Here is a 24,198-nt window from a genome sequence, read left to right on the forward strand (position 1 = left end):
GCTCGGCCGCGCGGTCTCGTCCGCGTGAGGGCTCGGTCGCGCGGTCTCGTCCGCGTGAGGGCTCGGTCGCGCGGTCTCGTCCGCGTGAGGGCTCGGCCGCGCGGTCTCGTCCGCGTGAGGGCGTGCCGCGATCATTCCTAGGAGCCCGTCCGGGATGGGACGATGGGTAGGGTCGCAGCAGAGCGAACGCGGCCGACCACGGACGGACGCAGACGAGCGGAGACGGGCAGGAGTGGGCGTGGCATCGAGCAGGAACGCGGGCCCGGCGGCGGCGGTCGCGCGGGCGGCGGCAGCGCAGGCCGTCCTCCTCCCCTTCCTGCTGCTCGCCGCCGCGCCCATGGCGTTCGCCGGCGGCGGCACCCGCTCCTGGCGGCGCCGCAACGAGGCCGCCCGGGCCGACGCCCAGTCCGCCAAGGACGCCGCCGCCCAGGCCTTCTACGAGCTCGACACCGCCCAGCGCGACCTGCGGATCTCCATCGAGACCATCGGCGCCGTCGACGACTCGCCCGGCGCCCGCCGCGCCCTCGGCGACTTCGAGACGCTCGGCGCCCGCATCAACGAGGTCTCCACCGCCTACATCGACACCCTTGACCGCCACGACCTGGACGCCGCCGAGCTGGAGACCTCTGCCGCGCAGGACGCGCAGCGCGAGCTGAGCCGCGCCAAGGAGGACCTGGTCCGGGCGCGGCGCGACCTGGAGTCGTTCTCCGCCGCGCTGGAGCCGCTGCTGGAGCGGGCCGCCGGCCAGCTGGCGCAGGTCGCCCCCGCCGTGGAGCGCGCCAAGCAGAGCTGGCTGACGGCGACGGCCTCGGTGGAGGAGGTGAAGAAGGCGAATCTGAAGGCGGACGACCTGATGGCCCGTCTGGTCGCCCTCAACGCCGACCTCACCAAGCTCAACGAGGGCGCCGGCGTGCACGGCGTGCGGCCGACGCTGGAGCGGGCGACGGCGGTGCAGCGCGCCGCCGAGATCATCCGGACGGAGGCGGACCGCCTCCCCGAGCGGGCCCGCGAGATCGACCGCCGGGTGCGGTCGCTGCGCACCCGGCTGGACGCCGCCCGCACCCGCCTGGAGCAGGTGCAGCCGACGCTCAGCGAGCTGCGGCGGCGCTTCTCGGTGGCCTGCTGGGAGGATCTGCAGCAGGTCGACCGGCAGGCGGAGCAGGCGCTGCGCACCGCCGAGCAGCGGCTGGCGGACGCGGCCCGCGCCCGCGACGAGCAGCGCTGGCCGGACGCGACCGGCGCGCTGGGCACCGTCCGCTCGCTGCTGAACGACGCGGACGGCGCGGTGGCGGCGCCCGGGGACCGGCTGCGTCGGCTCAACGAGGTGGAGCGCAATCCCCGGCAGGAGATCGACCAGGCGCGGTTCGCGGTGCGGGACGCGCAGCGGCTGGCGATGTCGATGCCGGGCGCGGGCCCGGTGGTGGACCCGCGGTGGGCGCGTCCGCTGGACGAGGCGGTGGAGCGGCTGGAGCGGGTGGAGCGCGGGCTGGAGGCGGAGCACCGCAAGCACCCGGACTACTGGGCGTTCCTCCAGGAGACCGAGGGGATCAAGGAGACCGCCGCCGAGGTGGTGCGCGGCATCCGCGAGGCGATGGCCCAGCGGCGCTAGCGCCGGCGGTCGCACCGGCGGTGGCGGTGGCGCTAGCGCTCCAGCCTGACGTCCTGGTAGCGGCCGGTGACGACGCGGGCCTGGTTGAGCAGGCTGAGGTGGCCCGGGTCCCAGTAGCCGCTGTGGCCGCGGGTGTCGGTGGCGAGGCGGTTGGCGCCGAAGGCGGGATCGCTGGGCGGGACGCCCTCGACGTCCTTCAGCGGCAGGGGGTGGCCGCCGAGCGGGGCGAGGAGCTCGCCGGGGCCGGGCATGCCGCTGAGGAAGGGCGCGCCGGCGCGCGGCACCGGGTCTCCGGCGGCGGCCTCGGCCCACACATGGCGGTGGCTGATGCCGAGGTCCGAGGCGTGCCGGACGGAGAGGCCGGGGCTGCCGACGACGAGCAGGTCGTCCGCGTCGAGGCCGGGGCCGCCGCGGCGGGCGGCGGCGCCGGCGACGGTGGAGCCGTAGGAGTGGGCGACGACGGTGAGGTGCGCGCGGGTGGCTCCGTGCGCGGCGCGCAGGCCGCCGACGAAGCCGTGCAGTTGGCCGGCGCCGGCCTCGGCGAGGCCGCGGATCGAGGCGTTGGGGATGTTGGGCGGCGCCTGGTAGCCGAGCCAGGCGACGGACGCGACGCTGGGGTCGAGGCGCGCGGAGGCGGCGCGGACGCTCTCGGCGCGGTCGGTGAGGCGGGCGGCGTCGCCGAGATCCGTGCCCGTCCCGGGGACGAGGACGGCGACGTGCTTGGCGGTGTCCGGATTGCCGATGGCGACGGCGGCGAGCTGGGGGCGCACGCTGTCGAGGAGCAGCAGGAGCCGGTGCGGGCCGCCGCCGGGCGGGGTGCGCAGGGCCTGCTCGACGCTGTCGAGGGCGGCGAGGTGGGCGCGGGCGAGGCTCTCCTCGCGGCCGAGGTCGACGGCGGTGCCGGTGTCGGCGGTGGCGTAGGTGCCGTCCGGGGAGAGGCCGGCGACGCCGGAGGGCGCGCCGGCGCGGGCGGCGTCGGCGGCGGTGACGAGCGCCGTCAGGTCGGCGCGGAGGGCGGTGAGTTGCAGGCGGTTGGCGCGGTCGCGGACGGCCGACGGCAGGCCGTCGAGGCTGCCGATGAGGTCGGGGCGGGCGTGCAGGATGCGCTCCCGGGCGGCGCCGTCGAGGCCGGCCCACCAGGCGGCGGCCGCGGCGGGGCCGCCGTGCGTGGGCGGGTAGTCCAGCGGGCCGGCTGCGGTGGACGGCCCGCGGGGCGCCGGGGGCGGGACGAGGGCGTGCAGGGCGGCGGCGCAGCGCTGGTCGCCGTCGGGGCCGGCGGCCTGCAGCTCGCGGAGGGCGGCGGCGGTGGAGCGCAGGGTGCGGGCGGCGTCCTCCAAGCCGTGCGGCAGCCGCCGCAGCACGGCCCGCGCGGCGTCGGCGTCCGTCCCGCGCCAACGGCTCACGCCGGGCGCCCGGTTGACGCCCCCGAGCCGCCCGGCCGCGCCCTCCAGCGCCTGCCCCACCCGAGCGAGCCCGTCTGCCGCCACGCCCAACCGCCCCACCACCCCGGCCCCGAACTGCCCGTCACTCATCCCCGACTCCCCTCGATCCCCGGCGATTCCTGAGACTCCATCAGCCCAGCCGCGTATTGCTGCGCCCCGACCGACCTGGCACGTCGACGCTGCCACCGCTGCCACTGCTGCCTCCGGGTGCCACGACGGCGCGCCCCCGACGTGGACGCGAAGGCCGGCCGCCGGCCCGGGGCCGCGTCCGCCGGCCCTGGGAACGCCGGGACTGCCGGAGCGCCGGGGCGCCGGGGCGCTGCCCGGCAGCCGGCGCGAACGGGACGCTCCAAGTGCGCTGCCGCAAGCGCCCTTCGGCCCAATTCCGGTGCGGTCCGTACAACCCCGCAAGCTCGGCGCTGCCGGCCCAGGACCAGGTCCGGCCACCGCGGGCGCGCCGCAGGCCGCGCGGGGTGGAAGGGGTAGCAGGGGTAGCAGGGGCAGAAGGCGTGGGGTGGACACCGGGCCGGGCAGGCCAGGGCCGACGCGACGGCCGGGTGAACGCGTTCCGCAAACGCTGCGGCGCCCGCTCCTGGAGAGCACCGGACGTGGCGCCGTCCCCTCGGAGGTCGCGGTTCCTGCGGGCCGGGGCCGAGGCGGCGGGCCGACGAGGATCCCCGGCTCCGGCTGCGCGGCGGCGCCGTACCCGCGGCGCCGTACCCGCGGCGCCGCGGCCGCAGCGCCGTACCCGCGGCGCCGCGGCCGCAGCGCCGTTCCCCGGCTGGTCGCGGTCCCTTCCGGAGTGTGCCGGTCGTCGAGGCGCCGCGGGCACGCCGCGGCGCGGGCTTCGGTCGCGGTCATCGGCTCTCCGATGACGGGAGGTTGCGAAGGAGCATGCCGGCCACGGCGGTGTCGGTGGCTTCCCAGGCCTCGGCGGCGAAGGCGAGGGCGTCGGCGGCGTGTTGGAGGGTGGCGGCGGAGGCGGTGGTCCAGGCGCGCCACTCGGCGATGCGGGCGGCGAGGGCCGCCGCCGTGGCGGGGGCGTCGGCGAGGGGTGCGTCGCCCGGGAAGGCGCGGCCCGCGGCCGCGACGGACGCGGCGAGGTCGGCGAGGCGGGACGCCGCGTCCCGCAGCGCCGGCGGATCGGCGTCCAGCACCCCGGCCATGTCGGTCTCACCCATCGGTCCCCCCGTCCCCTCGCGGTACGCTGCCGGGCATGCCCCGCTACGAGTACCGCTGCCGCGAGTGCGGCAGCACCTATGAACTGAACCGCCCCATGGACCAGTCGGGCGCGCCCGCGCCGTGCCCCGAGGGCCACACCGACACGGTCAAGCTCCTGTCGACGGTGGCCGTGGGCGGCCGCGCCTCGGCGTCGGCGGCGGGCGGGCCCGGTGGCGGTCCCGCAGGGGGCGGTTGCTGCGGCGGCGCCTGCGGTTGCGGCTGAGCCGCGCCCCAGGGGCAGACACCGACGGAGTTCCCGCCGTCACCCAGCGTAGGGGGCGTCACCGACGCCCCGCCAGCCCCGCACCACTCACACGACGGACGCGCCCGGGTGCCCGCCACCCGCGCGCGCCGGCCCCTTCACGCCCCCACTGAACCCGCCGCGCCAGCCGGCCCCGCCGCTCCCGCAGCCCCCGCCGGCCCCTCCGACCCCGCCGCGAGACGGTTCCGCAGCTCGGTCATCCGCAGCGGTCGCGTCTCCGCCTCGCCGCCGCCGGCCTCCGCCGCCGCCCGCTCCACCCGCGCCGCGGCCAGCATCCGACGCGCCAGCTCCTCGCCGCCGATCAGCCCGGTCTCCTCCACCGGCAGCACGCCCGGCGCCGTCCACCCCGACTCGGCCAACTCGCCGTGCCCCGGCCGGAACCCGACGTCCGCCGCCTCCAGCATCCCCGCGTCCAGCAGCGAGTCGCCCGCGGCGACGACCACCGCGGCGCCCGTCCGCTGCCGGACCTCTTCCACCGCCGCCTGCTTGGTCACCGGCTCCGGCACGAAGTAGATCTTCCGGCCCTGCATCGACACCGTCCAGCGCCGCTCGCCCGCCCACGCCCGCACCGCGTCCAGCCAGCCGGCCGGCACCCGGCCGCGCTCCACCACCAGGTAGCAGAAGAGCTCCTCGGCGGTGCGGCGGCGCAGCAGCCAGGGGTAGCCGCGCTGCGCGTCGAGGTGCGCCTCGACCTCGCCGACCGGCGCGCACGCGGCGGCGTCGCGCCGCACCCGCGCCTCCCAGCCGGCGTCCGGCTCGCCGTCGACGATCAGCCGGCCGCCGTTGGTGGTGACGGCGTACCGCGGCCGCGGGACGGGCAGCCGCACCCGCTCGTACTGCTCCAGCGTGCGGGTGGTGACGGGCACCAGCTCGGCCTCGCGGGCGAGTTCGCCCAGCAGCCGCGCGGCGCGCTCGGTCACGTAGGAGAGCGGTGACCCCCGGTACACCTCGACGCAGCGCAGCCGGGGCCCGGTGGAGCCCACCGCGGACGGCGGCTGCGCCGAGACGGAGGAGTAGATCAGCGTCTTGTCCAGGTCGCTCGCGACCAGCACGCGCGCCTCCGGCGCGCCCGCGCCCCCGCCTGTCCCCGTCGCCGCCACGGCGTCAACTCCCATGTCCGTATGACCATCCGTCAACAGTCAACCCGCTGAATCTACCCTGCGGCGGAGCGTCCGTCGCCGCCCGTCGCGCCGCGGGTGTAGCGGGGGTGGATCAACCCGACGGACGCGTACGGCAGGTCGTCGTCGTCCACCTCCTCCACCGGAACCCCGCGCTGCTCGGCGAGGAGCCGGACGTGGTCGAGGTCCGCGCCGGCGCCGCGGCGCACCAGCACGCGCCACGGCACCCGGCGCAGCAGCACGCGGGTGGTCTCGCCCACCCCCGGCTTGATGAGGTTGACGTCGCCGATGCCGTAGGCGGCGCCGAGCCGCTCCACCGCCGCCCAACCGGCCCAGTCGGGCCGGCGCGCGGCGGGATCGGCGGCGAGGCGCTTGGCGGTCGCCTCGGCGTCGGCGGCCACCGCGGGGTCGGCGAAGTGCGCGGAGACGCGGTCCAGGAAGTCGGCCGAGACGTCGTCGCCGGCGAGCTCGGCGTAGAACTTGGCGCCGTGGTAGGCGCCGGGGCCGATCAGATCGGCGCGCAGCACGGTGCGCGAGACCAGGCCGGAGACGGTGGAGTTGAGGCAGGCGGAGGGGATCAGGAAGTCCTCGCGGGTGCCGAAGACGGGGACGCAGCCGCCGGGGTCGGCGAGCACCGCGACCGACGGGTCGAAGGCGTCCGCCCCGGGCACCTCGCGCAGCGCGGCGGCGAGTTCGCGGGTGATGGCGCCCTTGCCGGTCCAGCCGTCCACGAACTGGACGCGCCCGGCGCCGTGGTGGAGCGCGAGGCGGCGCAGGGCGACGGGGTCGATGCCGCGGCCGCGGACGATGGAGACCGCGCAGTGCGGCAGGTCGAGGCCGTGGCGGGCGGCGGCCCAGCGCCGCATCAGGATGCCGACGGGGGTGCCGGCGCGGGCCAGCGAGGCGAGCACCACGTCGGGGCCGCGCTCGGCGAGCACCAGCTCGGTGACGGCGCCGACGGCGCGCGCGAGGCGCTCCGCGGAGGCGTCCAGCGCGGCGCGGAAGAGCGCCTGGTACTCGGCGGACGGGCGGTACTCGACGGGGAGCGACTCCGCGTAGTGGGCGCCGCCGGACTGCACGGCCTCCTCGCGCTCCTCGACGGGGGCCTCCAGCGGCACCTCGGAGAGGTCGGTGAGCAGCCAGTCGACCTCGGCGGGGGCGTAGGAGCCGAAGGCGGGGCCGCGCAGCGGCTCGGGCGGGCGGGACGGCAGCACGACGAGGTGGACGGCGGCGGCCGCGTCGGAGGCGAGGCGGTCCAGCAGGCCGCCGGGGGCGTGCAGTTCGGGGGTGTCGCCGTCGGCGTCGACGACGGCGACGACCGCGTCGAACGGGGTGCCGTGGCGGCCGGGGGCGACGTTGTAGGCGTACCGCTCGCCGGGGCCGTCGGCGGGACGGTCGTGGGCGGGGAAGGCGAGGCGGGTGCGGACGGCGTACCCGGGGTCGTCGACGGGGAGCACGGGCGAGCGCGTGGTGGACGAGAACCGCACCTCGCGGTCGCCGTCCGCGGCCCCGAGTGCGGCGGCGAGCCGCAGGGGCGCGTACATCAGCTCCTCGGTGCCCAGCACCAGCACCCGCCGCGCGGCCGGCGGCAGCGCGGCGGCCAACGCCGCACCCATCCGCGGCAGTTCGGCCTCCAGCCGGGCCCGATGCCCGGCGGTGAAGCCGTGCCGCCCCCCGTCCGGCACATCGACCGGCCACCCGACGTCCACCCGGCCCACGGCCCTCGCGCCGCCGCCGACGACGCCGGCGGCGGCCGGTACGGAGCCCCCCGACGCGTCGGCGGCCGCGCCGCCGCCGAGGATCGCGGGGACGCCTCCCGCGTTCGCGTCCGCGCGGCCGGCCGGCGGCCCGCCGCCCGGCCGTGACGGCCCGGCATCGTCGCCGGCAGCCGCACCGGTGGCCCCGGCAGCACCGCCCTCGCCCCGCGTGCCCGCGTCCCCGCCGCCGCCGTCGGCCGCCGCGGCCGCCCGCGTCGCCGCGACCTCCGCGACCAGCGCCGTCCCCCGGGTCAGGACGTCCTCCGGGAGGTGGACGCGGCCCTCGGCGGCCGAGACCACGTCGATCATCGTGTCCAGCTCGACCGCGAGGCGGGCGAGTTCGGTGCGCTCGTCCTCGGGGCGGACGTCGACCAGGGCCGCGACCACGTAGCGGGCCCGCGGCCAGCGGGCGTGCAGCGCGCGCAGCGTGTTGCGGACGGTGCGGCCCGTGGAGAGCTCGTCGTCGACGAGGACCAGGGGGCCGTCGCCGGCGAGCAGCTTCTCGCGCTCGGGCAGCAGCAGGTGGCCCGTCGCGTGGGAGTGCTCCTCCTCGAAGCCGCCCGCCGCGGGCACGCCCGCCACCGGGCGGCGCGTGGAGTGCAGGCAGACCGCCGCGCCCAGGCCGTCCGCGACGCTCAGGCCCAGCCCGGTCGCCGTCTCCGCGTAGCCGAGGACGACGGCCCGAGAGGACGCCGCCGCGCCCAGCAGCTCCCGCACCCGCCCGCCGAGGGCGACGCCCGCGCCGTGCACCGCCTCCGGCGGCGCCGGGACGTGCTTGCCCAGCACGCCCGAGACCAGCAGATGCGCCCGCCGCGGGTTGCGCCGCACGGCGAGCCCGACCTGTCCGCGCACCCCGTCGCCGTCCACGCCCACGCCCAGCCGCCGCTCGACCCACTCGCCCGACCACACGCCGCTCACGGCTCCACCGTCCCCACGTCGAACGCCTCCAGCAGGTCCGCGAAGCTGACACCCTCGCGCGCCACCCCGAAGGCCCGCGCCCGGCGGGCGACCCCGCGGGCCCAGGCCCGGTGCGGGTTCACCTCGTTCATCTTGTTGGTGTACGCCGAGCGCAGCACCCCTCCGCCGCCGTCCCGCCCCAGCAGGTCGCCGGCGTCGCTCCACTCCTCGTGGGAGACGACCGACATCGCGTGCACCGGTCCGACATGGCTGGGATGGATCACGGTCTTGCCGACCAGCCCGTTGTGGCGGTCCAGTTCGACCTCGCGGATCAGGCCGTCGAGGGCCTCCGCGAGCAGCTCCGAGCGGAGCCGGTCGCGCGCGCCGAAGGGGCTCGCCCGCAGCTGCGGCTTGAGCACCCGCTCGCCGAGCGGGAAGTACTCCCAGACCGGGCCGGTGATGACGAAGCGCGGATCGCCGTCCGCGCCGAGCCGGCCGAAGACGTTGACCACGTCGCCGATCACCCCGGCGACCACCTGGAGGTCGTAGGCGGTGAGGTCGGGCGAGCGGCGCAGCCCGTACGCGGCGCACAGGTCGGCGACGCCCAGCCGCAGCGCGGGCACCCGCTCGCGGTGCTTCTCCACCGCGTCGGCGATGCCGGACAGCTCCTCGCGGCGGGTCTCCAGATGGGCGAGCTCGGGCGACTCCAGCACGGGCATGGCGAGCATCCGGTGCCCGGACGCGTCCTCCGCCTCGGCGGCGGCGTCCAGGAAGGCGGCACCGGTCTCGCCGTCGAACTTGGGCAGCACCCAGCCGGAGAGCCGTCCCACCGAGGCGCCCATCCGGTCGGTGAGCGAGCCGATCTGGCGGGGGTGGCGCACCCGGACGAAGAGCAGCGGCGCGGCGTCGGAGGCGTCCGCCGCGAGCTCGGCCACCGCGGCGACCAGGTTCTCCTCGGCGGCGGGGACGGCGTCGTCGGGTATCGCGTCCTCCAGGCAGAGCACCATCGAGACGACGCCGCGGGCCGCCTGGCGCCGCACGTCGGCGGCGAGCCGGGGGCGGGTGGCGGGGGCGTAGAGGGTGGCGCCGAGCGCGGCGGCGAGGGTGGCGGAGGAGGTGTCCCGAGCGAAGGGCTCGGGCGACAGATGGAAGAGGCGGTTCCGCTCAGCCTCCCCGAGATGCCCGAAATGCCGCATAAGCCTCCCCCTTAGTTGCGCAATTTTGAAATCTCTTTGCCTTCTGGGCCGTTCATCGTACGTGACCGAGGTTTCCAGCCGGGTGAGGACTCGTTACCGGCCGGTCCGATGCGCCATGATGGGGCCCTATGACGGAGGAGCTGGCCAAGGGAACGCACATCCCGCTGTCCGCGACCGCGGTCCGCGCGGTGATCCGGTGGAGCCTCGGTGCCGTGCCGGACGTGGACGCCTCCGCGCTGCTCCTCGGGGCCGACGACAAGGTGCGCAACGACACCGACTTCGTCTTCTACAACCAGCCCACCCACCCCAGCCACCTGGTGAAGCGCCGCGCCAAGACGCGCGGGCCGGAGGGCCGCACCGACAGCATCGACATCGACCTGGCCCGGCTCCCCGCGGACGTCCGCCGCGTGGTCATCGCCGCCTCCACCGACGGCGGCACCTTCGGCAAGGTCAGCGGCCTCGCGGTGCTGCTCTTCGACCTCAACGACGCGGTGGTCAACGGCACCGACCCGAACCGCGCGCTGGCCCGCTTCGTCGTCCCCGGCGCCACCGTCGAGACGGCACTGCTCTGCGGCGAGCTCTACCGCCGCGCCGGCACCTGGCGGTTCCGCGCCATCGGCCAGGGCTACGACTCCGGGCTCATCGGCCTCGCCACCGACTTCGGGATCCGCATCGACGACCCCGAGGAGGAGGAGGCGCGGCCGTCCGAGCCCGCGCGGCAGCCCTCCTCCGGGAGCGCCCCGCCCGAGCCCGCCGAGAACCGGCGCCGGGCCGAGCCGGTCGCCGCCACCCCGGCCGGCAACCCGGCCCGCCAGGAGCCCCCGCCGGACCCGTCGCCCTCCCCGGTGACGGCCGCGCCGCCCGCCGAGCCGCCGGCCTTCGCGCTGCCCCCGCAGGGCCCGCAGTTCCAGCCGCACCGCCGCTGAGGCGCGGCCCCGGGCGCGAGGCGGCAGGCCTCAGATCCGGTCCTTGTAGCCCCGCGCCCACTCCAGGCCCCAGCCGTAGAGGCGGTCCAACTCGGCCTGGAACCCGTAGACGTAGCGGACCTCGCGGCGCACCATCAGCTCGCCGTTGTGCTTCTCCACCATCGCCACGGCGCAGGAGCGCGCCTCCGGCGCCCGCTCGTCCAGGTGCACCTCGATGCGCGGCCCGACGTACGGGTAGAGCGTCACCACGGCCTTGGCCCGGTCGAACGCCGGGGTGCCGTCGTAGATGTAGGCGAAGATCAGCATCCGGCGGATCCTGTCGTGCATGTCGAGGTTGATGTACATCGTCTCGCCGGACGACCCGAACCGGTCGTCGCCGCTCAGCTGCACGTACGGCGGCCGGTCGAAGTCGCCGAAGAGTCCGCCGAGCGGCTGGGCGACGCCCTTGGTGCCGTCCTCCAGCTCGTACATGCAGCCCAGGTCGAGGTCGACCGTCACCATCGCCACCGAGCTCGGCGACTCCGCCTCGATCGGCTTGAAGAGCCGGGACGGGCGCAGGCTGGCGCCCAGCCGCCGCTCCCGCTGCTCCACCGCCGCCTGCCGCATCGACCAGGTGAGGCTCACCCGCAGGCTGCCCATCGCCGCGCCGTGCTCGGTGAGCGACAGCAGCGGGCTGCCGCGGGTGAGCGTGACGCGATCCGGGTGGTCGCCGACACCGGCCATGCCCCGCCGGCCGAAGAGCCGCTCCACGATGCCCATGGCACAAGGATGGGGCCCGGCTGACGGATCATCAACCGAGCCCCGGCAAAGCCGCTCGAAGGCGGTGGCGGACCGTTACTCCGACGTCACCGCGGCCGGCTCCGACGGCCCCGGGCCGGCGCCGCTGCCGCCCTCGCCGTCGCCGCCGGCGACGGCCTCGTTGCGGTTGCGGCGGACCGAGGACCAGAACGAGGCGCCGATCAGCACCACGCCGATGAGGCCGGTGATCACGTCGTTGATCTCGTACTCGATGGTGATCATCAGGATGATCGCCAGCGCGCCGATCGCGTAGTGCGCGCCGTGCTCCAGGTACACGTAGTCGTCCAGCGTCCCCTTGCGGACCAGGTAGACCGTCAGCGACCGGATGTAGAGCGCGCCGATGCCCAGGCCCAGCGCCATCGGGAAGATCTCGTTGGTGATGGCGAAGGCGCCGATCACGCCGTCGAAGGAGAAGGAGGCGTCCAGCACCTCGAGGTAGAGGAACATGAAGAAGGCGGCCTTGCCGGCCAGCCCCACCGCGGAGACCGGCTTGCGCCCGGACGCCTCGGCCTCCTTCTCCTCCTCCTCGTCCTTCTCCTCCTGCTCCTCCAGCTGCTCCTCGAAGTGCCCGGAGATCCCTCCGACCACCAGGTACGCCAGCAGGCCCAGGATTCCGGCGAGCAGCACCGTGGACGACTCGTCGCCGCCGCCGTGCCCGACGTGCTTGGCCACGGTGAAGGAGGCCACCACCAGCACCACCAGCGCGACCATCACCGACAGCAGGTCGAGCTTGCCCAGCTTGGCGAGCGGCCGCTCGATGAAGCCCAGCCACTTGATGTCCCGGTCCTCGAAGATGAAGTCCAGGAAGATCATCAGCAGGAACATTCCGCCGAATGCGGCGATCGCCGGGTGGGCGGCGGTGACCAGCTCCTTGTAGTGGTCGGGGTGGTTGATCGAGAGGTTGAACGCCTCGATCGGCCCCATCTTCGCCGTGATCGCCACGATGGCGACCGGGAAGATCAACCGCATGCCGAAGACCGCGATGAGCACGCCGACGGTGAGGAAGATCTTCTGCCAGAAGGCATTCATCTTCTTCAGGACGCCGGCGTTGACCACCGCATTGTCGAAGGACAGCGAGATCTCAAGGATCGACAGGATCGCCACCACGGCGAGCCCGCTCCACCCCCACAGGAAGCCGGCTGCGGCGAATCCGACGGCCGTGAGGGCCATCGACCAGCCGAAGGTCTTGAGCAACAAGGTTCTTCAACGCCTTTCAAGGCGGGACGTCTGCATACGGGCCGCTTTACTGTACGTTGACTCCGAAGTCGAGGGCGATACCCCTCAGTCCGGAGGCATAGCCCTGGCCCACGGCCCGGAACTTCCACTCCCCCTGATACCGGTACAACTCACCGAAGATCATGGCGGTTTCGGAGGAGGCGTCCTCGGACAGGTCGTAGCGGGCCAGCTCCGCGCCGTCGATCTGGTTGACCACGCGGATGTAGGCGTCGCGGACCTGGCCGAAGTTCTGCCCGCGCACCTCGGCGTCGTAGATCGACGCGCAGAAGACCACCTTGTCGACCTGCATCGGCACCTGCGACAGATCGACGAGCAGCGTCTCGTCGTCGCCGCCGCTGCCGCCGGTGAGGTCGTCGCCGGTGTGCTCGACGGAGCCCTCGGGGCTCTTGAGGTTGTTGTAGAACACGAAGTAGTCGTCGCCCAGCACCCGCCCCGCGGAGCACAGCAGCGCGCTGGCATCGAGGTCGAACGGGGCTCCGGTGGTCGAACGGGCCTCCCAGCCCAGGCCCACCGACACACTGGTGAGCCCCGGGGCGGCCTTGCTGAGCGAGACGTTGCCGCCCTTGGCGAGCGTGACCATGCTGCTGCTTCCTCCTTCTGGAGGAGGGGCCGGAAGGATCGCCGCACGGTGTCCTGCCGGCCCCGCACCCCCGTGATACTCGATCGGGACGCTGTCCCGGACGCTGCTCAGACGTTGACGCCGAAGTCCTGCGCGATGCCGCGCAGGCCGGAGGCGTAGCCCTGACCGATGGCGCGGAACTTCCACTCGGCGCCGTTCCGGTACAGCTCGCCGAAGACCATCGCGGTCTCGGTGGAGGCGTCCTCGGACAGGTCGTAGCGGGCCACCTCGGCGCCGCCGGCCTGGTTCAGGACGCGGATGTAGGCGTTGCGGACCTGGCCGAAGTTCTGCTGCCGGGCCTCCGCCTCGTAGATCGAGACCGGAAAGACGATCTTGGCCACGTCCTGCGGGACCGCGGCGAGGTTGACATTGATCACCTCGTCGTCGCCCTCGCCCTCACCCGTCAGGTTGTCCCCGGTGTGCTCCACCGAGCCGTCGGGGCTCTTGAGGTTGTTGAAGAAGACGAAATGCTGGTCGGAGATCACCTTGCCGGCGGCATCCGTCATCAGGGCGCTCGCGTCCAGGTCGAAGTCCGCGCCCGTGGTCGAACGCGCGTCCCAACCCAGACCGACGCTGACCGCGGTCAGCCCCGGCGCCTCCTTGCTCAAGCTGACGTTGCCGCCCTTGCTGAGGCTGACACCCACTGGTCCTCCCGATTTCAGATTTTCGACGTACGTGGTCGTGCGCCGCCGGGTGCCTCCGCCGCGCCGGCGGAGGGACCCGGCGATGGGATCCGCGTTCGGATACGCGAAAGTCCCGACTCCAGGTCAACTGCTGATCCTAGTGCCGGGTTCCCGCTCGGGAGCGGATCCTTCCTCGCCTTCGTGGGTACGCCGTTACCGCTTGCCGGCCTGCGCCTTCTTCGGCGCCGCCAGTCGGCAGCCCGACCAGTCCTTGCCGGCGTTGAACGTCTTGGTCTGCGCAAGGCCGGCCGTCTTGGCCGCCTCACCGATGTCGCTCGGCTCGATGTAGCCGTCCCGGCCCGTCTTCGGGGTGAACAGCCAGATGTTCCCGCCGTCGTCGTCGAGCGACTCTCCGGCGTCGACCAGCGCATCGGTCAGGTCGCCGTCGTCGTCCCGGAACCAGAGCACGACGGAGTCCACGACATCGTCGTAGTCCTCGTCGACGAGCTCGTTCCCGGTCAGCTCCTCGATGCCTTCGCGGAGCTCCTGATCGGCGTCGTCGTCGTAGCCGAGCTCCTGGACCACCTGTCCGGACTGAAAGCCCAGCCGTTCGGCAAGGCTGGGCTGCTCCGCGTGGTCCGCGGTCGCGCTCACGGATCGACCTCCTGGAGAAAGCGGCCCCGCTCTGCTGCGAAGCCGTCTGTGGGCGTAGTCCACACGTGTCGGACGAATCGCGCAAGTACCCACCCGTCAATCCCTCCCAATGGGCGGACCGATCCGCCGTCCGGCCCAGGCCATGGGGGTTCCATAGACCCCGCCGGGTGTTGTATCTATGTTGTGCTCCTGTTGTCGCTATCGCGCCTGAGCGCGTCGTAAAGTGGTTCGGTAGGCGGTTCGGCGGGCACCGGCGCGACACCCATCGCGAGCGGGGCGCACCGGGCCTGTGACGGGGCGGACCTACCCCTTATCCGCCCCCGGGCATGGCACCTCCCCTGCCCGGGAGACACGATGGGGGCGGCGCGAGAGACAGACCCCTATCGAGTCTTCGGACCGAGTAACAGAGAAGGATGCAGCGTGGCTTCCGGACGAGAGCGCTTCTCGATCATCAGTGACGGCCTTCCCAGCCAGCTCCCGGACATCGACACCGAGGAGACCGGCGAATGGCTGGAGTCCCTGGACGCCGTCGTCAGCGAGCGCGGGCGCGAGCGCGCCCGCTACCTGATGCTCCGCATGCTGGAACGTGCCCGGGAGAAGCAGGTAGGCGTACCCGGTCTGCTCAGCACGGACTACATCAACACCATCCCGACCGAGCGTGAGCCGTTCTTCCCCGGCAACGAGGACATCGAGCGGCGCATCCTGGCGGCGACCCGCTGGAACGCCGCGGTGATGGTCTCCCGGGCGCAGCGCCCCGGCATCGGCGTCGGCGGCCACATCGCCACCTTCGCCTCCTCCGCGAGCCTGTACGACGTGGGCTTCAACTACTTCTTCCGGGGCAAGGAGGGCGAGGACTTCTCGGGCGACCAGGTCTACTTCCAGGGCCACGCCTCCCCGGGCATCTACGCCCGCGCCTACCTCCTCGGCCGCCTCACCGAGAACCAGCTGGACGGGTTCCGCCAGGAGAAGTCGAAGTTCCCCGACGGCCTCTCCAGCTACCCGCACCCGCGGATGATGCCGGACTTCTGGGAGTTCCCGACCGTCTCGATGGGCCTCGGCCCGCTCTCCGCGATCTACCAGGCCCGGTTCAACAAGTACCTGCACGACCGGGGCATCAAGGACACCTCGAAGTCGCACGTGTGGGCCTTCCTCGGCGACGGCGAGATGGACGAGCCGGAGTCGCTGGGCCAGCTGTCCCTGGCGGCCCGCGAGAACCTCGACAACCTCACCTTCGTCGTCAACTGCAACCTGCAGCGGCTCGACGGCCCGGTGCGCGGCAACGGCAAGATCGTCCAGGAGCTGGAGTCGTACTTCCGCGGCGCCGGCTGGAACGTCATCAAGCTGGTCTGGGACCGCTCCTGGGACCCGCTGCTGGCCAGGGACGTCGACGGCGTCCTGGTCGACAAGCTCAACAAGACCCCGGACGGCCAGTTCCAGACCTACGCCACCGAGACCGGCGCGTACATCCGCGACCACTTCTTCGGCGACGACCAGCGGCTGCGCAACATGGTCGAGGGCCTCAGCGACGACCAGGTGCTGCACCTGGGCCGCGGCGGCCACGACCACCGCAAGATCTACGCCGCCTACAAGGCCGCGGTGGAGCACACCGGCCAGCCGACCGTCATCCTGGCGCAGACCGTCAAGGGCTGGACGCTGGGCCCCAACTTCGAGGGCCGCAACGCCACCCACCAGATGAAGAAGCTGACGGTCGAGGACCTCAAGCGCTTCCGCGACCGCCTGCACCTCCCCATCCCGGACCGCGAGCTGGAGGACGGCCTGCCGCCGTACTACAACCCGGGCCCGGACTCGGAGGAGATCCAGTACATGACGGACCGCCGGAAGGGGCTCGACGGCTTCGTCCCGACGCGCACCGTCAAGCCGGTGACCCTCCCGCTGCCGGAGGAGAAGACCTACTCGGCGATGAAGAAGGGTTCCGGCAACCAGCAGATCGCCACCACCATGGCGTTCGTCCGGGTGCTCAAGGACCTGATGCGGGACAAGAACTGGGGCAAGCGCTTCGTGCCGATCGCCCCGGACGAGTACCGCACCTTCGGCATGGACTCCCTCTTCCCGTCGGCGAAGATCTACTCGCCGCAGGGCCAGACGTACGAGTCGGTCGACCGCGACCTGCTGCTGGCGTACAAGGAGTCGAAGTCCGGCCAGATGATGCACGACGGCATCACCGAGGCCGGCTGCACCGCCAACATGATCGCCGCCGGCACGTCCTACGCGACGCACGGCGAGCCGATGGTGCCGGTCTACATCTTCTACTCGATGTTCGGCTTCCAGCGCACCGGCGACCAGTTCTGGCAGTTCGGCGACCAGATGGGCAAGGGCTTCGTGCTCGGCGCCACCGCCGGCCGCACCACGCTCACCGGTGAGGGCACCCAGCACGCCGACGGCCACTCGCAGCTGCTGTCCTCGACCAACCCGGCGGCCGTCTCCTACGACCCGGCGTTCGGCTTCGAGATCGCCCACATCGTCAAGAGCGGCATGGAGCGGATGTACGGCTCCACCGCGGAGCACCCGGCCGGCGAGGACGTCTTCTACTACCTGACGCTCTACAACGAGCCCATCCACCAGCCGGCCGAGCCGGAGGACGTGGACGCCGAGGGCATCGTCAAGGGCCTCTACAAGTACAAGGCGGGCGAGGCCGGCGCCATCCCGGCGCAGATCCTCGCCTCCGGCGTGGCGCTGCCCTGGGCGATCGAGGCGCAGAAGATCCTCGCCGAGGAGTGGAACGTCAAGGCCGACGTGTGGTCGGCGACGTCCTGGAACGAGCTGCGCCGCGAGGCGGTGGAGTCCGAGGAGTTCAACCTGCTCCACCCGGACGAGGAGCAGCGCGTGCCGTACGTGACGCGCAAGCTCACCGGCGCGGAGGGCCCGATCGTGGGCGTCTCCGACTGGATGCGGGCCGTGCCGGACCAGATCGCGCGCTGGGTGCCGGGCACCTGGCAGTCGCTGGGCACCGACGGCTTCGGCTTCGCCGACACCCGCGGCGCGGCGCGGCGCTTCTTCCACGTCGACGCGCAGTCGATCGTGCTGGGCGTGCTGACCGAGCTGGCGCGGGAGGGCAAGGTCGACCGCTCGGCGCCGAAGGAGGCGCTGGACCGCTACGAGCTGCTCGACGTCGCGGCGGCGCACCCGGGCTCCGCCGGCGGCGACGCGTAGCGCCGCGGGTTCGCGCGGCGCACTGATCGCCGCCCCTTCGCCCCGGCACCCCGCCCGGCCCGTTCCACGGGTCGGAAGTGGGGTGCCGGGGCGTTTGCTTCCGGACTAGTGTCTGGGTCCGTGATCAGTCTCCGGGTGCGAAGACGCGAAACCGCGGTCGCCTACACGCTGTTGACGCCCAGTCTGGTGGGCATCGGGCTCTTCCTGGTGCTGCCGGTCTTCGTCGTGCTCTGGCTCTCGCTGCGGCAGTGGGACCTGGTCTCGCCGTCCACCTTCGTCGGGCTGCGCAACTACCGGGACATCCTCAGCGATCCGGCCGTCGGCAACTCCTTCGCCGTGACCGCGCTCTTCACCGCGATGGTGATCCCCGTCCAGACCGTGCTCGGGCTCGGCGTGGCGCTGCTGCTGAACCGGCGGCTGCCGGGCTCGGCGTTCTTCCGCGCGCTCTACATCGTGCCGTGGATCTGCGCGCCGCTCGCCCTCGGCGTCGTCTGGAAGTGGATGTTCGACCCGACGGACGGCGTCCTCAACGCGATCATCGGGCACCGCATCACCTGGCTCTCCAGCGAGAACCTGGCCCTGCCGTCGGTCGCCGCGGTGTCGGTGTGGTCGCAGGTCGGCTACGTCTCGCTGTTCTTCCTCGCCGGGCTGAGCGCCGTCCCCGGGCACCTGTACGAGGCGGCGCGGATCGACGGGGCGTCCGCCGTCCGGACCTTCTGGCACATCACGCTGCCGCTGCTGCGGCCCACCACCTTCTTCATCCTGGTGACCGGCATCATCTCCAGCTTCCAGGTCTTCGACACCGTGTACGCGATGACCAGCGGAGGGCCGGCCGGGCACACCGACGTGATCGCCTCGCACATCTACCAGGAGGCGTTCGTCGACTTCCGGCTGGGCCGCGCCGCCGCGCTGGCGGTGGCGCTGCTGGTGGTCCTCGTCATGGTGACGGTCGCTCAGCAGCTCTGGTTCCGGCGGAGGATCACCTATGAACTCGGTTAAGCGGGTGGCGGGCAGGCGCATCGCGGGGAACGCCGCGACCTATCTGGTGCTGGCCGCCGGGGCGGTGGTCACCGTCGGGCCGTACCTGCTGTCGCTGCTGACCTCGATGAAGACGCCCCGTCAGTTCGGCTCGCAGACCAGCCCGCTGGCCTTCCCCTCGCCCTTCACGCTCTCCAACTACAGCGGCCTCTTCTCCGGCGAGTACGGCTTCGTCACCCCGCTGGTGGTGACGGTGCAGATGGTGGCCGTCATCCTGGTCGGCCAGCTGCTCTGCTCGGTGCTCGCCGCCTACGCCTTCGCCCGGCTGCGCTTCCCGGGCCGGGACGCGCTGTTCTGGGTGTACCTGTCGACGCTGATGGTGCCGCAGATCGTCACCCTCGTCCCGCTGTACACGATGATGGCGCAGGCCGGGCTGCGGAACACCTTCTGGGGGCTGGTGCTGCCGACGGTCTTCGGCTCGCCGTACGCGATCTTCCTGCTGCGCGAGTACTTCCGGGGCATCCCCGGCGAGTTGATCGACGCGGCGCGGGTGGACGGCGCCGGGACGCCGCGGGTGCTGTGGCACGTGGTGGTGCCGATGAGCCGTCCCATCCTCGCCACGCTGACGATCATCACCATCGTCACCCACTGGAACAACTTCCTCTGGCCGCTGATCATCACCACCGGGCCGACCTGGCAGGTGCTGACCGTGGCCACCGCCAACCTCCAGGGCCAGTACAACGGCAACTGGACGCTCGTCACGGCGGCCACCACCGTGGCGATGGCACCCCTGGTGCTGCTCTTCCTGCTCTTCCAGCGCCATGTCGTCCGCTCCATCTCCCTGACAGGAATGAAGAGTTGAGAATCTCCAGACGCAAGTCCATGGCCCTCGCCGGGGCGCTCCTGCTGTCCGCGGGGGCCGCGGCCTGCTCGCCGTCGTCGGGCGGCTCGTCGTCCAACTCGGCGAAGGGCACCACCACGGTGACCTTCCGGCTCTGGGACGACCAGGTGGCCAAGGCCTACCGGCAGTCCTTCGCGCAGTTCCAGAAGGCGAACCCGAAGATCCATGTGGACGTCCAGGTCGTCCCGTGGGCCAACTACTTCACCAAGCTCACCTCGGACGTGGGCGGCGGCAACCCGCCGGACATCTTCTGGACCAACACCTCCAACTTCGGCATCTACGCCGACAACCACCAGCTGCTGGACGTCGGCACCCCGCTGAAGGACGAGCAGTCGGGCTGGCAGAAGTCGGTCACCGACCTCTACACCCGCAACGGCACGGTGTGGGGCGTGCCGCAGCTGTGGGACTCCATCGCGCTCTACTACAACAAGGACCTGGTGAAGAAGGCGGGCGTCAACCCGGCCGACCTCACCTGGGACCCGACGGGCAAGAACGACACCTTCCTCGCGGCGGCGAAGAAGCTCACCAAGGGCAGCGGCGCCGGTGCGCAGTACGGCTTCAACGCCTCCTACGACGGCCAGGCGATCTACTGGGACTTCGCCGGCTCCAACGGCGGGGTGTGGCAGAAGGGCGACAGGTTCGCCGACGCCGACCCCAAGACCGAGCAGGCCATCCAGTACGTGGTGAACCTGATCAACAAGGAGAAGGTGTCGCCGCCGGCGGCCGACACCAACACCAACGGCAACAAGACGCTGCAGCTGTTCACCCAGGGCAAGATCGCGCTCTTCCAGTCCGGGCCGTACAACCTGCAGAACATCCGTCAGGGCGCCAAGTTCTCCTGGGGCATCGCGCCGATGCTGAAGGGGCCCGCCGGGCGGGTCGGCGTCATCCACGGGGTGTCGGCGCTGGCCTCGGCGAAGACGCCGCACAAGGCGGCGACGCTGAAGGTGATGCGCTGGCTGGGCTCGGCGCAGGGGCAGCAGGCGATCGCCTCGGGCGGGTACGCGTTCCCGGGGGTGAAGGCGGACCAGGCGGCGTTCGTCGGCTACTGGAAGAAGCAGGGGCAGGACGTCTCCCCGTTCGTCGCCGCCGCGGACGGCACGACGTTCCCCGCGCCGCTGGGGCCGAAGGTGCAGGCGGGGGCCACCGCGATGGACCCGATCCTGCAGCAGGTCTTCCTCGGCAGGACGCCGGTGGCGAAGGGGTTGCAGCAGGCGCAGACGGCCGGCAACAAAGCGATCGCCGGCGGGTAGCCGCGGGCACGACCTCGCCGCGGCGGTCAGCCGTTCCGCGCCGGGCGGGCCCGCAGGTGCGCGCGTTCGCCCTGGGCGCCGAAGAGGCTGAGGAACTCGACGGGGTGCTCGTCCGCGCCGCCGAACCAGTGCGGGAGCCGGGTGTCGAACTCCGCCGCCTCGCCCGGCTCCAGCACCATGTCCCGCTCCCCCAGCACCATCCGCAGCCGCCCGTTGAGGACGTACACCCACTCGTAGCCCTCGTGCGTCTGCGGCGTCGGCTCGCGCCGCCCGTCCCCCGGCGGCAGCACCATCTTGTAGGCCTGCACCCCGCCGGCCCGGCGGGTCAGCGGCAGCACCGTCATCCCGTGCCGGGTGAAGGGCCGCAGATGGATCCGCGGATCCCCGGTGGGCGGCGCGTCCACCAGCTCGTCCAGCGTGACGCCGTACGTCCGGGCCAGCGGCAGCAGCAGCTCCAGCACGGGCCGCCGGTCGCCGGACTCCAGCCGGGAGAGCGTGCTCGGCGAGATCCCCGTCTCCGCCGACACCTCCGCCAGCGTCCGCGCCCGCTCGGTGCGCAGCGCGCGCAGCCGCGCGCCGACGCCGTCCAGCGCCTTCTCCAGGTCCTTCTCGTCCGCCATGCCCCCAGCTTGCCATAACGGCAATGCTCCTTGCCGGAGCGGCAGCGGCCCGGCACCGTGGCGGCATGAGCGAACACTTCAGGAACAGGTACGACGTACTCGTCATCGGCGGCGGGGCCGCGGGCCTCAGCGGCGCGCTGATGCTGGGCCGCTCCCGCCGGTCGGTGCTGGTGGTGGACGGCGGCGAGCCGCGCAACGCCCCGGCGGAGGGCGTCCACGGGCTGCTCGCGCTGGACGGCACCCCGCCCGCCGAACTGCTGCGGCGCGGACGGGCCGAGGTGGCCGGCTACGGCGGCCGGATCGTCGGCGGCCGGGTCGCCGCGGTGCGCCGGGACGGCGACGGCTTCGCGGCCGAGCTCGCCGGCGGGCGCACCGTGCGGGCCCGTCGGGTGCTGGTGGCCACCGGCCTCACCGATGTGCTCCCGCCGGTCCCCGGGCTGCGCGAGCGCTGGGGCCGCGAGGTGCTGCACTGCCCGTACTGCCACGGCTGGGAGGTGCGCGACCGCGCCATCGGCGTGCTGGCGACCGGCCCGATGAGCGTCCACCAGGCGCTGCTCTTCAGCCAGTTGTCGGACGATGTGGCGCTCTTCACCCACGACCGCCCCGCGCCCGAGGGCGAGGACGCCCGGCTGCTGGCCGGCGCGGGCGTCAAGACCGTCCCCGGCGAGGTGGCCGGGGTCGAGGTGCGCGACGACCGGCTGACGGGCCTGCGGCTCGCGGACGGCACCGTGGTCGCGAGGGAGGCCGTGGCGGTGGCGACGCGGATGGAGGCCCGGGTGGACTTCCTGGCGGGGCTGGGGCTGGAGCCCGTCGAGCACCCTTCCGGGATGGGCACCCACCTCCTCGCCGACCCCTCGGGCGCGACCTCCGTCCCCGGCGTGTGGGCGGCCGGCAACGCCGTCGACCTCTCCGCGCAGGTCGGCGCGGCCGCGGCCGCCGCGGCGACGGCCGCCGCCCGCATCAACGCCGACCTGGTCATGGCCGACGCCCGGGGGTGACGTCCCCCGCTTCCGGCCCGATCCCGCCCGCGGGTGGCGGATAATGGGTCCTCATGGGCGCAGAACCACGCATCAGTGAGTTCCTCAAGGCACGTCGTGCCGCCGTCGAACCCGCTCAGCTCGGGCTGACCGGCGGCGCGGCGCGTCGGCGCGTGCGCGGGCTGCGCCGCGAGGAGGCGGCGGCGGTCTCCGGCATCAGCGTCGACTACTACACCCGCATCGAGCAGGGCCGCGGCGGCAACGTCTCGGACGACGTGCTGCGCGCGGTGGCCCGCGGCCTGCGGATGACCGCGGACGAGCACGCGTACCTGCGCAACGCCTCGCACTGGGCCGCGACCGGCCGCGGCTGCGCGCCCGACGCCCCGCCGGAGCCGCCGCTGGTGGTGCGGCCGGGCGTGCAGGCGCTGCTGGACTCCATGGAGACGGTGCCTGCGCTGCTCTACGGGCGGGCGCTGGACGTGCTGGCCTGGAACCGGCTGGGCGGGCTGCTGTGGCCGGAGCTGGTGGCGTCGCCGCCGGAGGACCGCAACTCGGCGAAGCGGCTCTTCCTGGACGGGGCGGACGCGGAGCTGCGCCATCCCGATCTGGCGGAGCTGCGGCGGCTGGAGGTGGCGGTGCTGCGCGCCGAGTCCGGGCGGAATCCGGAGGGGCGTCGGCTGTGCCAGGTGGTGGGGGAACTGCGGGAGCGCAGCACGGAGTTCCGGCGGCTGTGGGAGTCGCAGGTGGTCGAGGAGAAGACGCACGGCGTGAAGCGGGTGCGGCTGCCCTCGACGGGGCAGCTGCTGGAGCTGCGGTACGAGACGCTGCGGCTGCCGGAGGCGGACTCCGAGATGCGGATCGTCACCTACAGCGCGGTGCCGGGGTCGGAGACGGCCGAGGCGCTGCGCGAACTCGCCGCCGGTGTGACGGCCTAGGCGGTGTGGTGGTCGCTGTTCGCCGCCCCTCCGCCCCGGCGCCCCACCCGCTCCCCGCTCCGCGGGGACGGGGCGGCGAACGCCGCGCGGCGACGGCCGTAGAGTCAGGAGCTATGAAGGCACTACAGCAGCTCGGCGGGTGGCCGGTCGGCTCGGCCGCCGCGGCCGTCGTCACCGCGGACGGCGTCGTCGCCACGCAAGGCCCCCAGGACCGGCGCTTCCCGCTGGCGTCCGTCACCAAGCTCCTCACCGCGTACGCCGTCCACACGGCCGTGGAGGAGGGCGCCCTGGAGTACGGCACCCCCGCGGGGCCGCCCGGCTCGACCGTGCGCCACCTGCTCGCCCACACCTCCGGGCTGGCCTTCAACGAGGACCGGGCGACGGCCGCGCCCGGCACCCGCCGGCTGTACTCCAACACCGGCTTCGAGGTGCTCGCCGAGGCCGTGCAGAAGGCGACGGACATCGCCTTCCCCGAGTACCTCGCGCAGGCCGTCCTCGAACCGCTCGGCATGGGCGACTCCGCGCTCGCCGGCCCGGCCGGCTCCGGCGGGGTCTCGACCGCCGCCGATCTGTCCCGGTTCGCCGCCGAGCTGCTGCGGCCGCGCCTGCTGGACCCCGCCACCGTCGAGGACGCCACGCTCCGGGTCGCCTTCCCCGGGCTCAGCGGCGTCCTGCCGGGGCTGGGCCACCAGCGCCCCAACGACTGGGGGCTGGGCTTCGAGATCCGCGACCACAAGTCCCCGCACTGGACGGGCGCGCACTCCTCGCCGCGCACCTTCGGGCACTTCGGGCAGTCCGGAACGTTCCTGTGGGTCGACCCGGACGCAGCGGGCGGGCCCGCCGCGCTGGTCGTGCTCACCGACCGCGACTTCGACGCCTGGGCGCGCGAGCTCTGGCCGCCGCTGACCGACGCCGTCCTCGCCGAGCTCGGTCAGGCGGGCTGACACCGTGTCGGAGACCAAGCCCTCGAAGAGCCCCGCCAAGCCCGCGGCCGGCAGGAGCGGC

21 protein-coding genes are annotated in these 24,198 nt (G+C 73.6%); 10 read left to right on the plus strand and 11 right to left on the minus strand.

What is annotated here, in order from left to right; translation table 11 throughout:
* Window positions 1-238: 238 nt before the first annotated feature.
* Window positions 239-1,609, plus strand: a complete 1,371-nt coding sequence (locus BIV57_RS05430) for a hypothetical protein (protein ID WP_245797441.1) — start codon at window positions 239-241, stop codon at window positions 1,607-1,609.
* A 32-nt stretch (window positions 1,610-1,641) separates the two neighbouring features.
* Here BIV57_RS05430 and BIV57_RS05435 read toward each other — a convergent pair whose 3' ends face one another.
* Window positions 1,642-3,141 carry an alpha/beta hydrolase gene (locus tag BIV57_RS05435; protein WP_071655500.1) on the minus strand — a complete coding sequence of 500 codons (1,500 nt, stop codon included), beginning with the start codon at window positions 3,139-3,141 and terminating at the stop codon, window positions 1,642-1,644.
* A 767-nt stretch (window positions 3,142-3,908) separates the two neighbouring features.
* A complete protein-coding gene (locus tag BIV57_RS05440; RefSeq protein ID WP_071655501.1) occupies window positions 3,909-4,232 on the minus strand; it encodes a hypothetical protein in 324 nt (107 codons plus the stop codon).
* Between the two features lie 35 nt (window positions 4,233-4,267).
* Here BIV57_RS05440 and BIV57_RS05445 point away from each other — a divergent pair, with 35 nt between their 5' ends.
* Complete coding sequence (locus tag BIV57_RS05445) at window positions 4,268-4,495, plus strand: FmdB family zinc ribbon protein (RefSeq protein WP_071655502.1); 228 nt, start codon at window positions 4,268-4,270, stop codon at window positions 4,493-4,495.
* A 137-nt stretch (window positions 4,496-4,632) separates the two neighbouring features.
* Here BIV57_RS05445 and BIV57_RS05450 read toward each other — a convergent pair whose 3' ends face one another.
* From BIV57_RS05450 to BIV57_RS05460, 3 genes are read right to left on the minus strand one after another with little or no spacing between them, the layout of a single operon-like run.
* The gene (locus BIV57_RS05450) at window positions 4,633-5,649 is read right to left on the minus strand and encodes an HAD family hydrolase (protein WP_107409462.1); all 1,017 of its coding nucleotides are present in this window, start codon (window positions 5,647-5,649) and stop codon (window positions 4,633-4,635) included.
* Window positions 5,650-5,687: 38 nt separating this feature from the next.
* A complete protein-coding gene (locus BIV57_RS05455; protein WP_071655504.1) occupies window positions 5,688-8,327 on the minus strand; it encodes a phosphoribosyltransferase in 2,640 nt (879 codons plus the stop codon).
* Window positions 8,324-9,502 carry an HpcH/HpaI aldolase/citrate lyase family protein gene (locus tag BIV57_RS05460; RefSeq protein WP_071655505.1) on the minus strand — a complete coding sequence of 393 codons (1,179 nt, stop codon included), beginning with the start codon at window positions 9,500-9,502 and terminating at the stop codon, window positions 8,324-8,326. Before BIV57_RS05460 ends, BIV57_RS05455 begins: the two co-directional genes overlap by 4 nt.
* Window positions 9,503-9,630: 128 nt before the next feature.
* Here BIV57_RS05460 and BIV57_RS05465 point away from each other — a divergent pair, with 128 nt between their 5' ends.
* Window positions 9,631-10,428, plus strand: a complete 798-nt coding sequence (locus BIV57_RS05465; RefSeq protein ID WP_071655506.1) for a TerD family protein — start codon at window positions 9,631-9,633, stop codon at window positions 10,426-10,428.
* A 30-nt stretch (window positions 10,429-10,458) separates the two neighbouring features.
* On the opposite strand, the gene BIV57_RS05470 is transcribed toward BIV57_RS05465, so the two are convergent.
* The 5 genes from BIV57_RS05470 to BIV57_RS05490 form a co-directional block, all read right to left on the minus strand.
* The gene (locus BIV57_RS05470; protein WP_245797442.1) at window positions 10,459-11,151 is read right to left on the minus strand and encodes a Tellurium resistance; all 693 of its coding nucleotides are present in this window, start codon (window positions 11,149-11,151) and stop codon (window positions 10,459-10,461) included.
* 111 nt (window positions 11,152-11,262) lie between these two features.
* Window positions 11,263-12,423, minus strand: coding sequence for a DUF475 domain-containing protein (locus tag BIV57_RS05475; protein ID WP_071655508.1), 1,161 nt, complete (start codon window positions 12,421-12,423; stop codon window positions 11,263-11,265).
* Window positions 12,424-12,469: 46 nt separating this feature from the next.
* Complete coding sequence (locus BIV57_RS05480; RefSeq protein ID WP_071655509.1) at window positions 12,470-13,042, minus strand: TerD family protein; 573 nt, start codon at window positions 13,040-13,042, stop codon at window positions 12,470-12,472.
* A gap of 107 nt (window positions 13,043-13,149) precedes the next feature.
* Window positions 13,150-13,725 carry a TerD family protein gene (locus tag BIV57_RS05485; protein WP_071655510.1) on the minus strand — a complete coding sequence of 192 codons (576 nt, stop codon included), beginning with the start codon at window positions 13,723-13,725 and terminating at the stop codon, window positions 13,150-13,152.
* Between the two features lie 192 nt (window positions 13,726-13,917).
* The gene (locus tag BIV57_RS05490; RefSeq protein WP_071655511.1) at window positions 13,918-14,358 is read right to left on the minus strand and encodes a DUF3052 domain-containing protein; all 441 of its coding nucleotides are present in this window, start codon (window positions 14,356-14,358) and stop codon (window positions 13,918-13,920) included.
* 420 nt (window positions 14,359-14,778) lie between these two features.
* Here BIV57_RS05490 and aceE point away from each other — a divergent pair, with 420 nt between their 5' ends.
* The 4 genes from aceE to BIV57_RS05510 all read left to right on the plus strand — a co-directional run bounded on the left by aceE (window position 14,779) and on the right by BIV57_RS05510 (window position 20,661).
* Window positions 14,779-17,529 (plus strand): pyruvate dehydrogenase (acetyl-transferring), homodimeric type, encoded by a 2,751-nt coding sequence (gene aceE, locus BIV57_RS05495; protein ID WP_071655512.1) that lies wholly within the window; start codon window positions 14,779-14,781, stop codon window positions 17,527-17,529.
* A gap of 135 nt (window positions 17,530-17,664) precedes the next feature.
* Window positions 17,665-18,528 (plus strand): carbohydrate ABC transporter permease, encoded by an 864-nt coding sequence (locus BIV57_RS05500; protein WP_217651694.1) that lies wholly within the window; start codon window positions 17,665-17,667, stop codon window positions 18,526-18,528.
* Window positions 18,515-19,369 (plus strand): carbohydrate ABC transporter permease, encoded by an 855-nt coding sequence (locus tag BIV57_RS05505; protein ID WP_071655514.1) that lies wholly within the window; start codon window positions 18,515-18,517, stop codon window positions 19,367-19,369. The genes BIV57_RS05500 and BIV57_RS05505 overlap by 14 nt, the downstream gene beginning before the upstream one ends.
* Window positions 19,366-20,661, plus strand: a complete 1,296-nt coding sequence (locus tag BIV57_RS05510) for an ABC transporter substrate-binding protein (protein ID WP_217651695.1) — start codon at window positions 19,366-19,368, stop codon at window positions 20,659-20,661. Before BIV57_RS05505 ends, BIV57_RS05510 begins: the two co-directional genes overlap by 4 nt.
* Window positions 20,662-20,687: 26 nt before the next feature.
* Here the strand turns inward: BIV57_RS05510 and BIV57_RS05515 are convergent, their stop codons facing one another.
* Window positions 20,688-21,281: a helix-turn-helix domain-containing protein gene (locus BIV57_RS05515; protein WP_071655515.1), complete on the minus strand. Its 594-nt coding sequence runs from the start codon at window positions 21,279-21,281 to the stop codon at window positions 20,688-20,690.
* 65 nt (window positions 21,282-21,346) lie between these two features.
* Here BIV57_RS05515 and BIV57_RS05520 point away from each other — a divergent pair, with 65 nt between their 5' ends.
* The 3 genes from BIV57_RS05520 to BIV57_RS05530 all read left to right on the plus strand — a co-directional run bounded on the left by BIV57_RS05520 (window position 21,347) and on the right by BIV57_RS05530 (window position 24,137).
* Window positions 21,347-22,279 (plus strand): NAD(P)/FAD-dependent oxidoreductase, encoded by a 933-nt coding sequence (locus tag BIV57_RS05520; protein ID WP_071655516.1) that lies wholly within the window; start codon window positions 21,347-21,349, stop codon window positions 22,277-22,279.
* A gap of 53 nt (window positions 22,280-22,332) precedes the next feature.
* Window positions 22,333-23,193 (plus strand): helix-turn-helix transcriptional regulator, encoded by an 861-nt coding sequence (locus tag BIV57_RS05525; protein WP_071655517.1) that lies wholly within the window; start codon window positions 22,333-22,335, stop codon window positions 23,191-23,193.
* A 113-nt stretch (window positions 23,194-23,306) separates the two neighbouring features.
* Window positions 23,307-24,137, plus strand: a complete 831-nt coding sequence (locus BIV57_RS05530; RefSeq protein WP_071655518.1) for a serine hydrolase domain-containing protein — start codon at window positions 23,307-23,309, stop codon at window positions 24,135-24,137.
* Window positions 24,138-24,198 lie beyond the last annotated feature (61 nt).

The organism is Mangrovactinospora gilvigrisea (assembly GCF_001879105.1).
In the GTDB taxonomy this organism is placed as follows: Bacteria; Actinomycetota; Actinomycetes; order Streptomycetales; family Streptomycetaceae; genus Mangrovactinospora; species Mangrovactinospora gilvigrisea.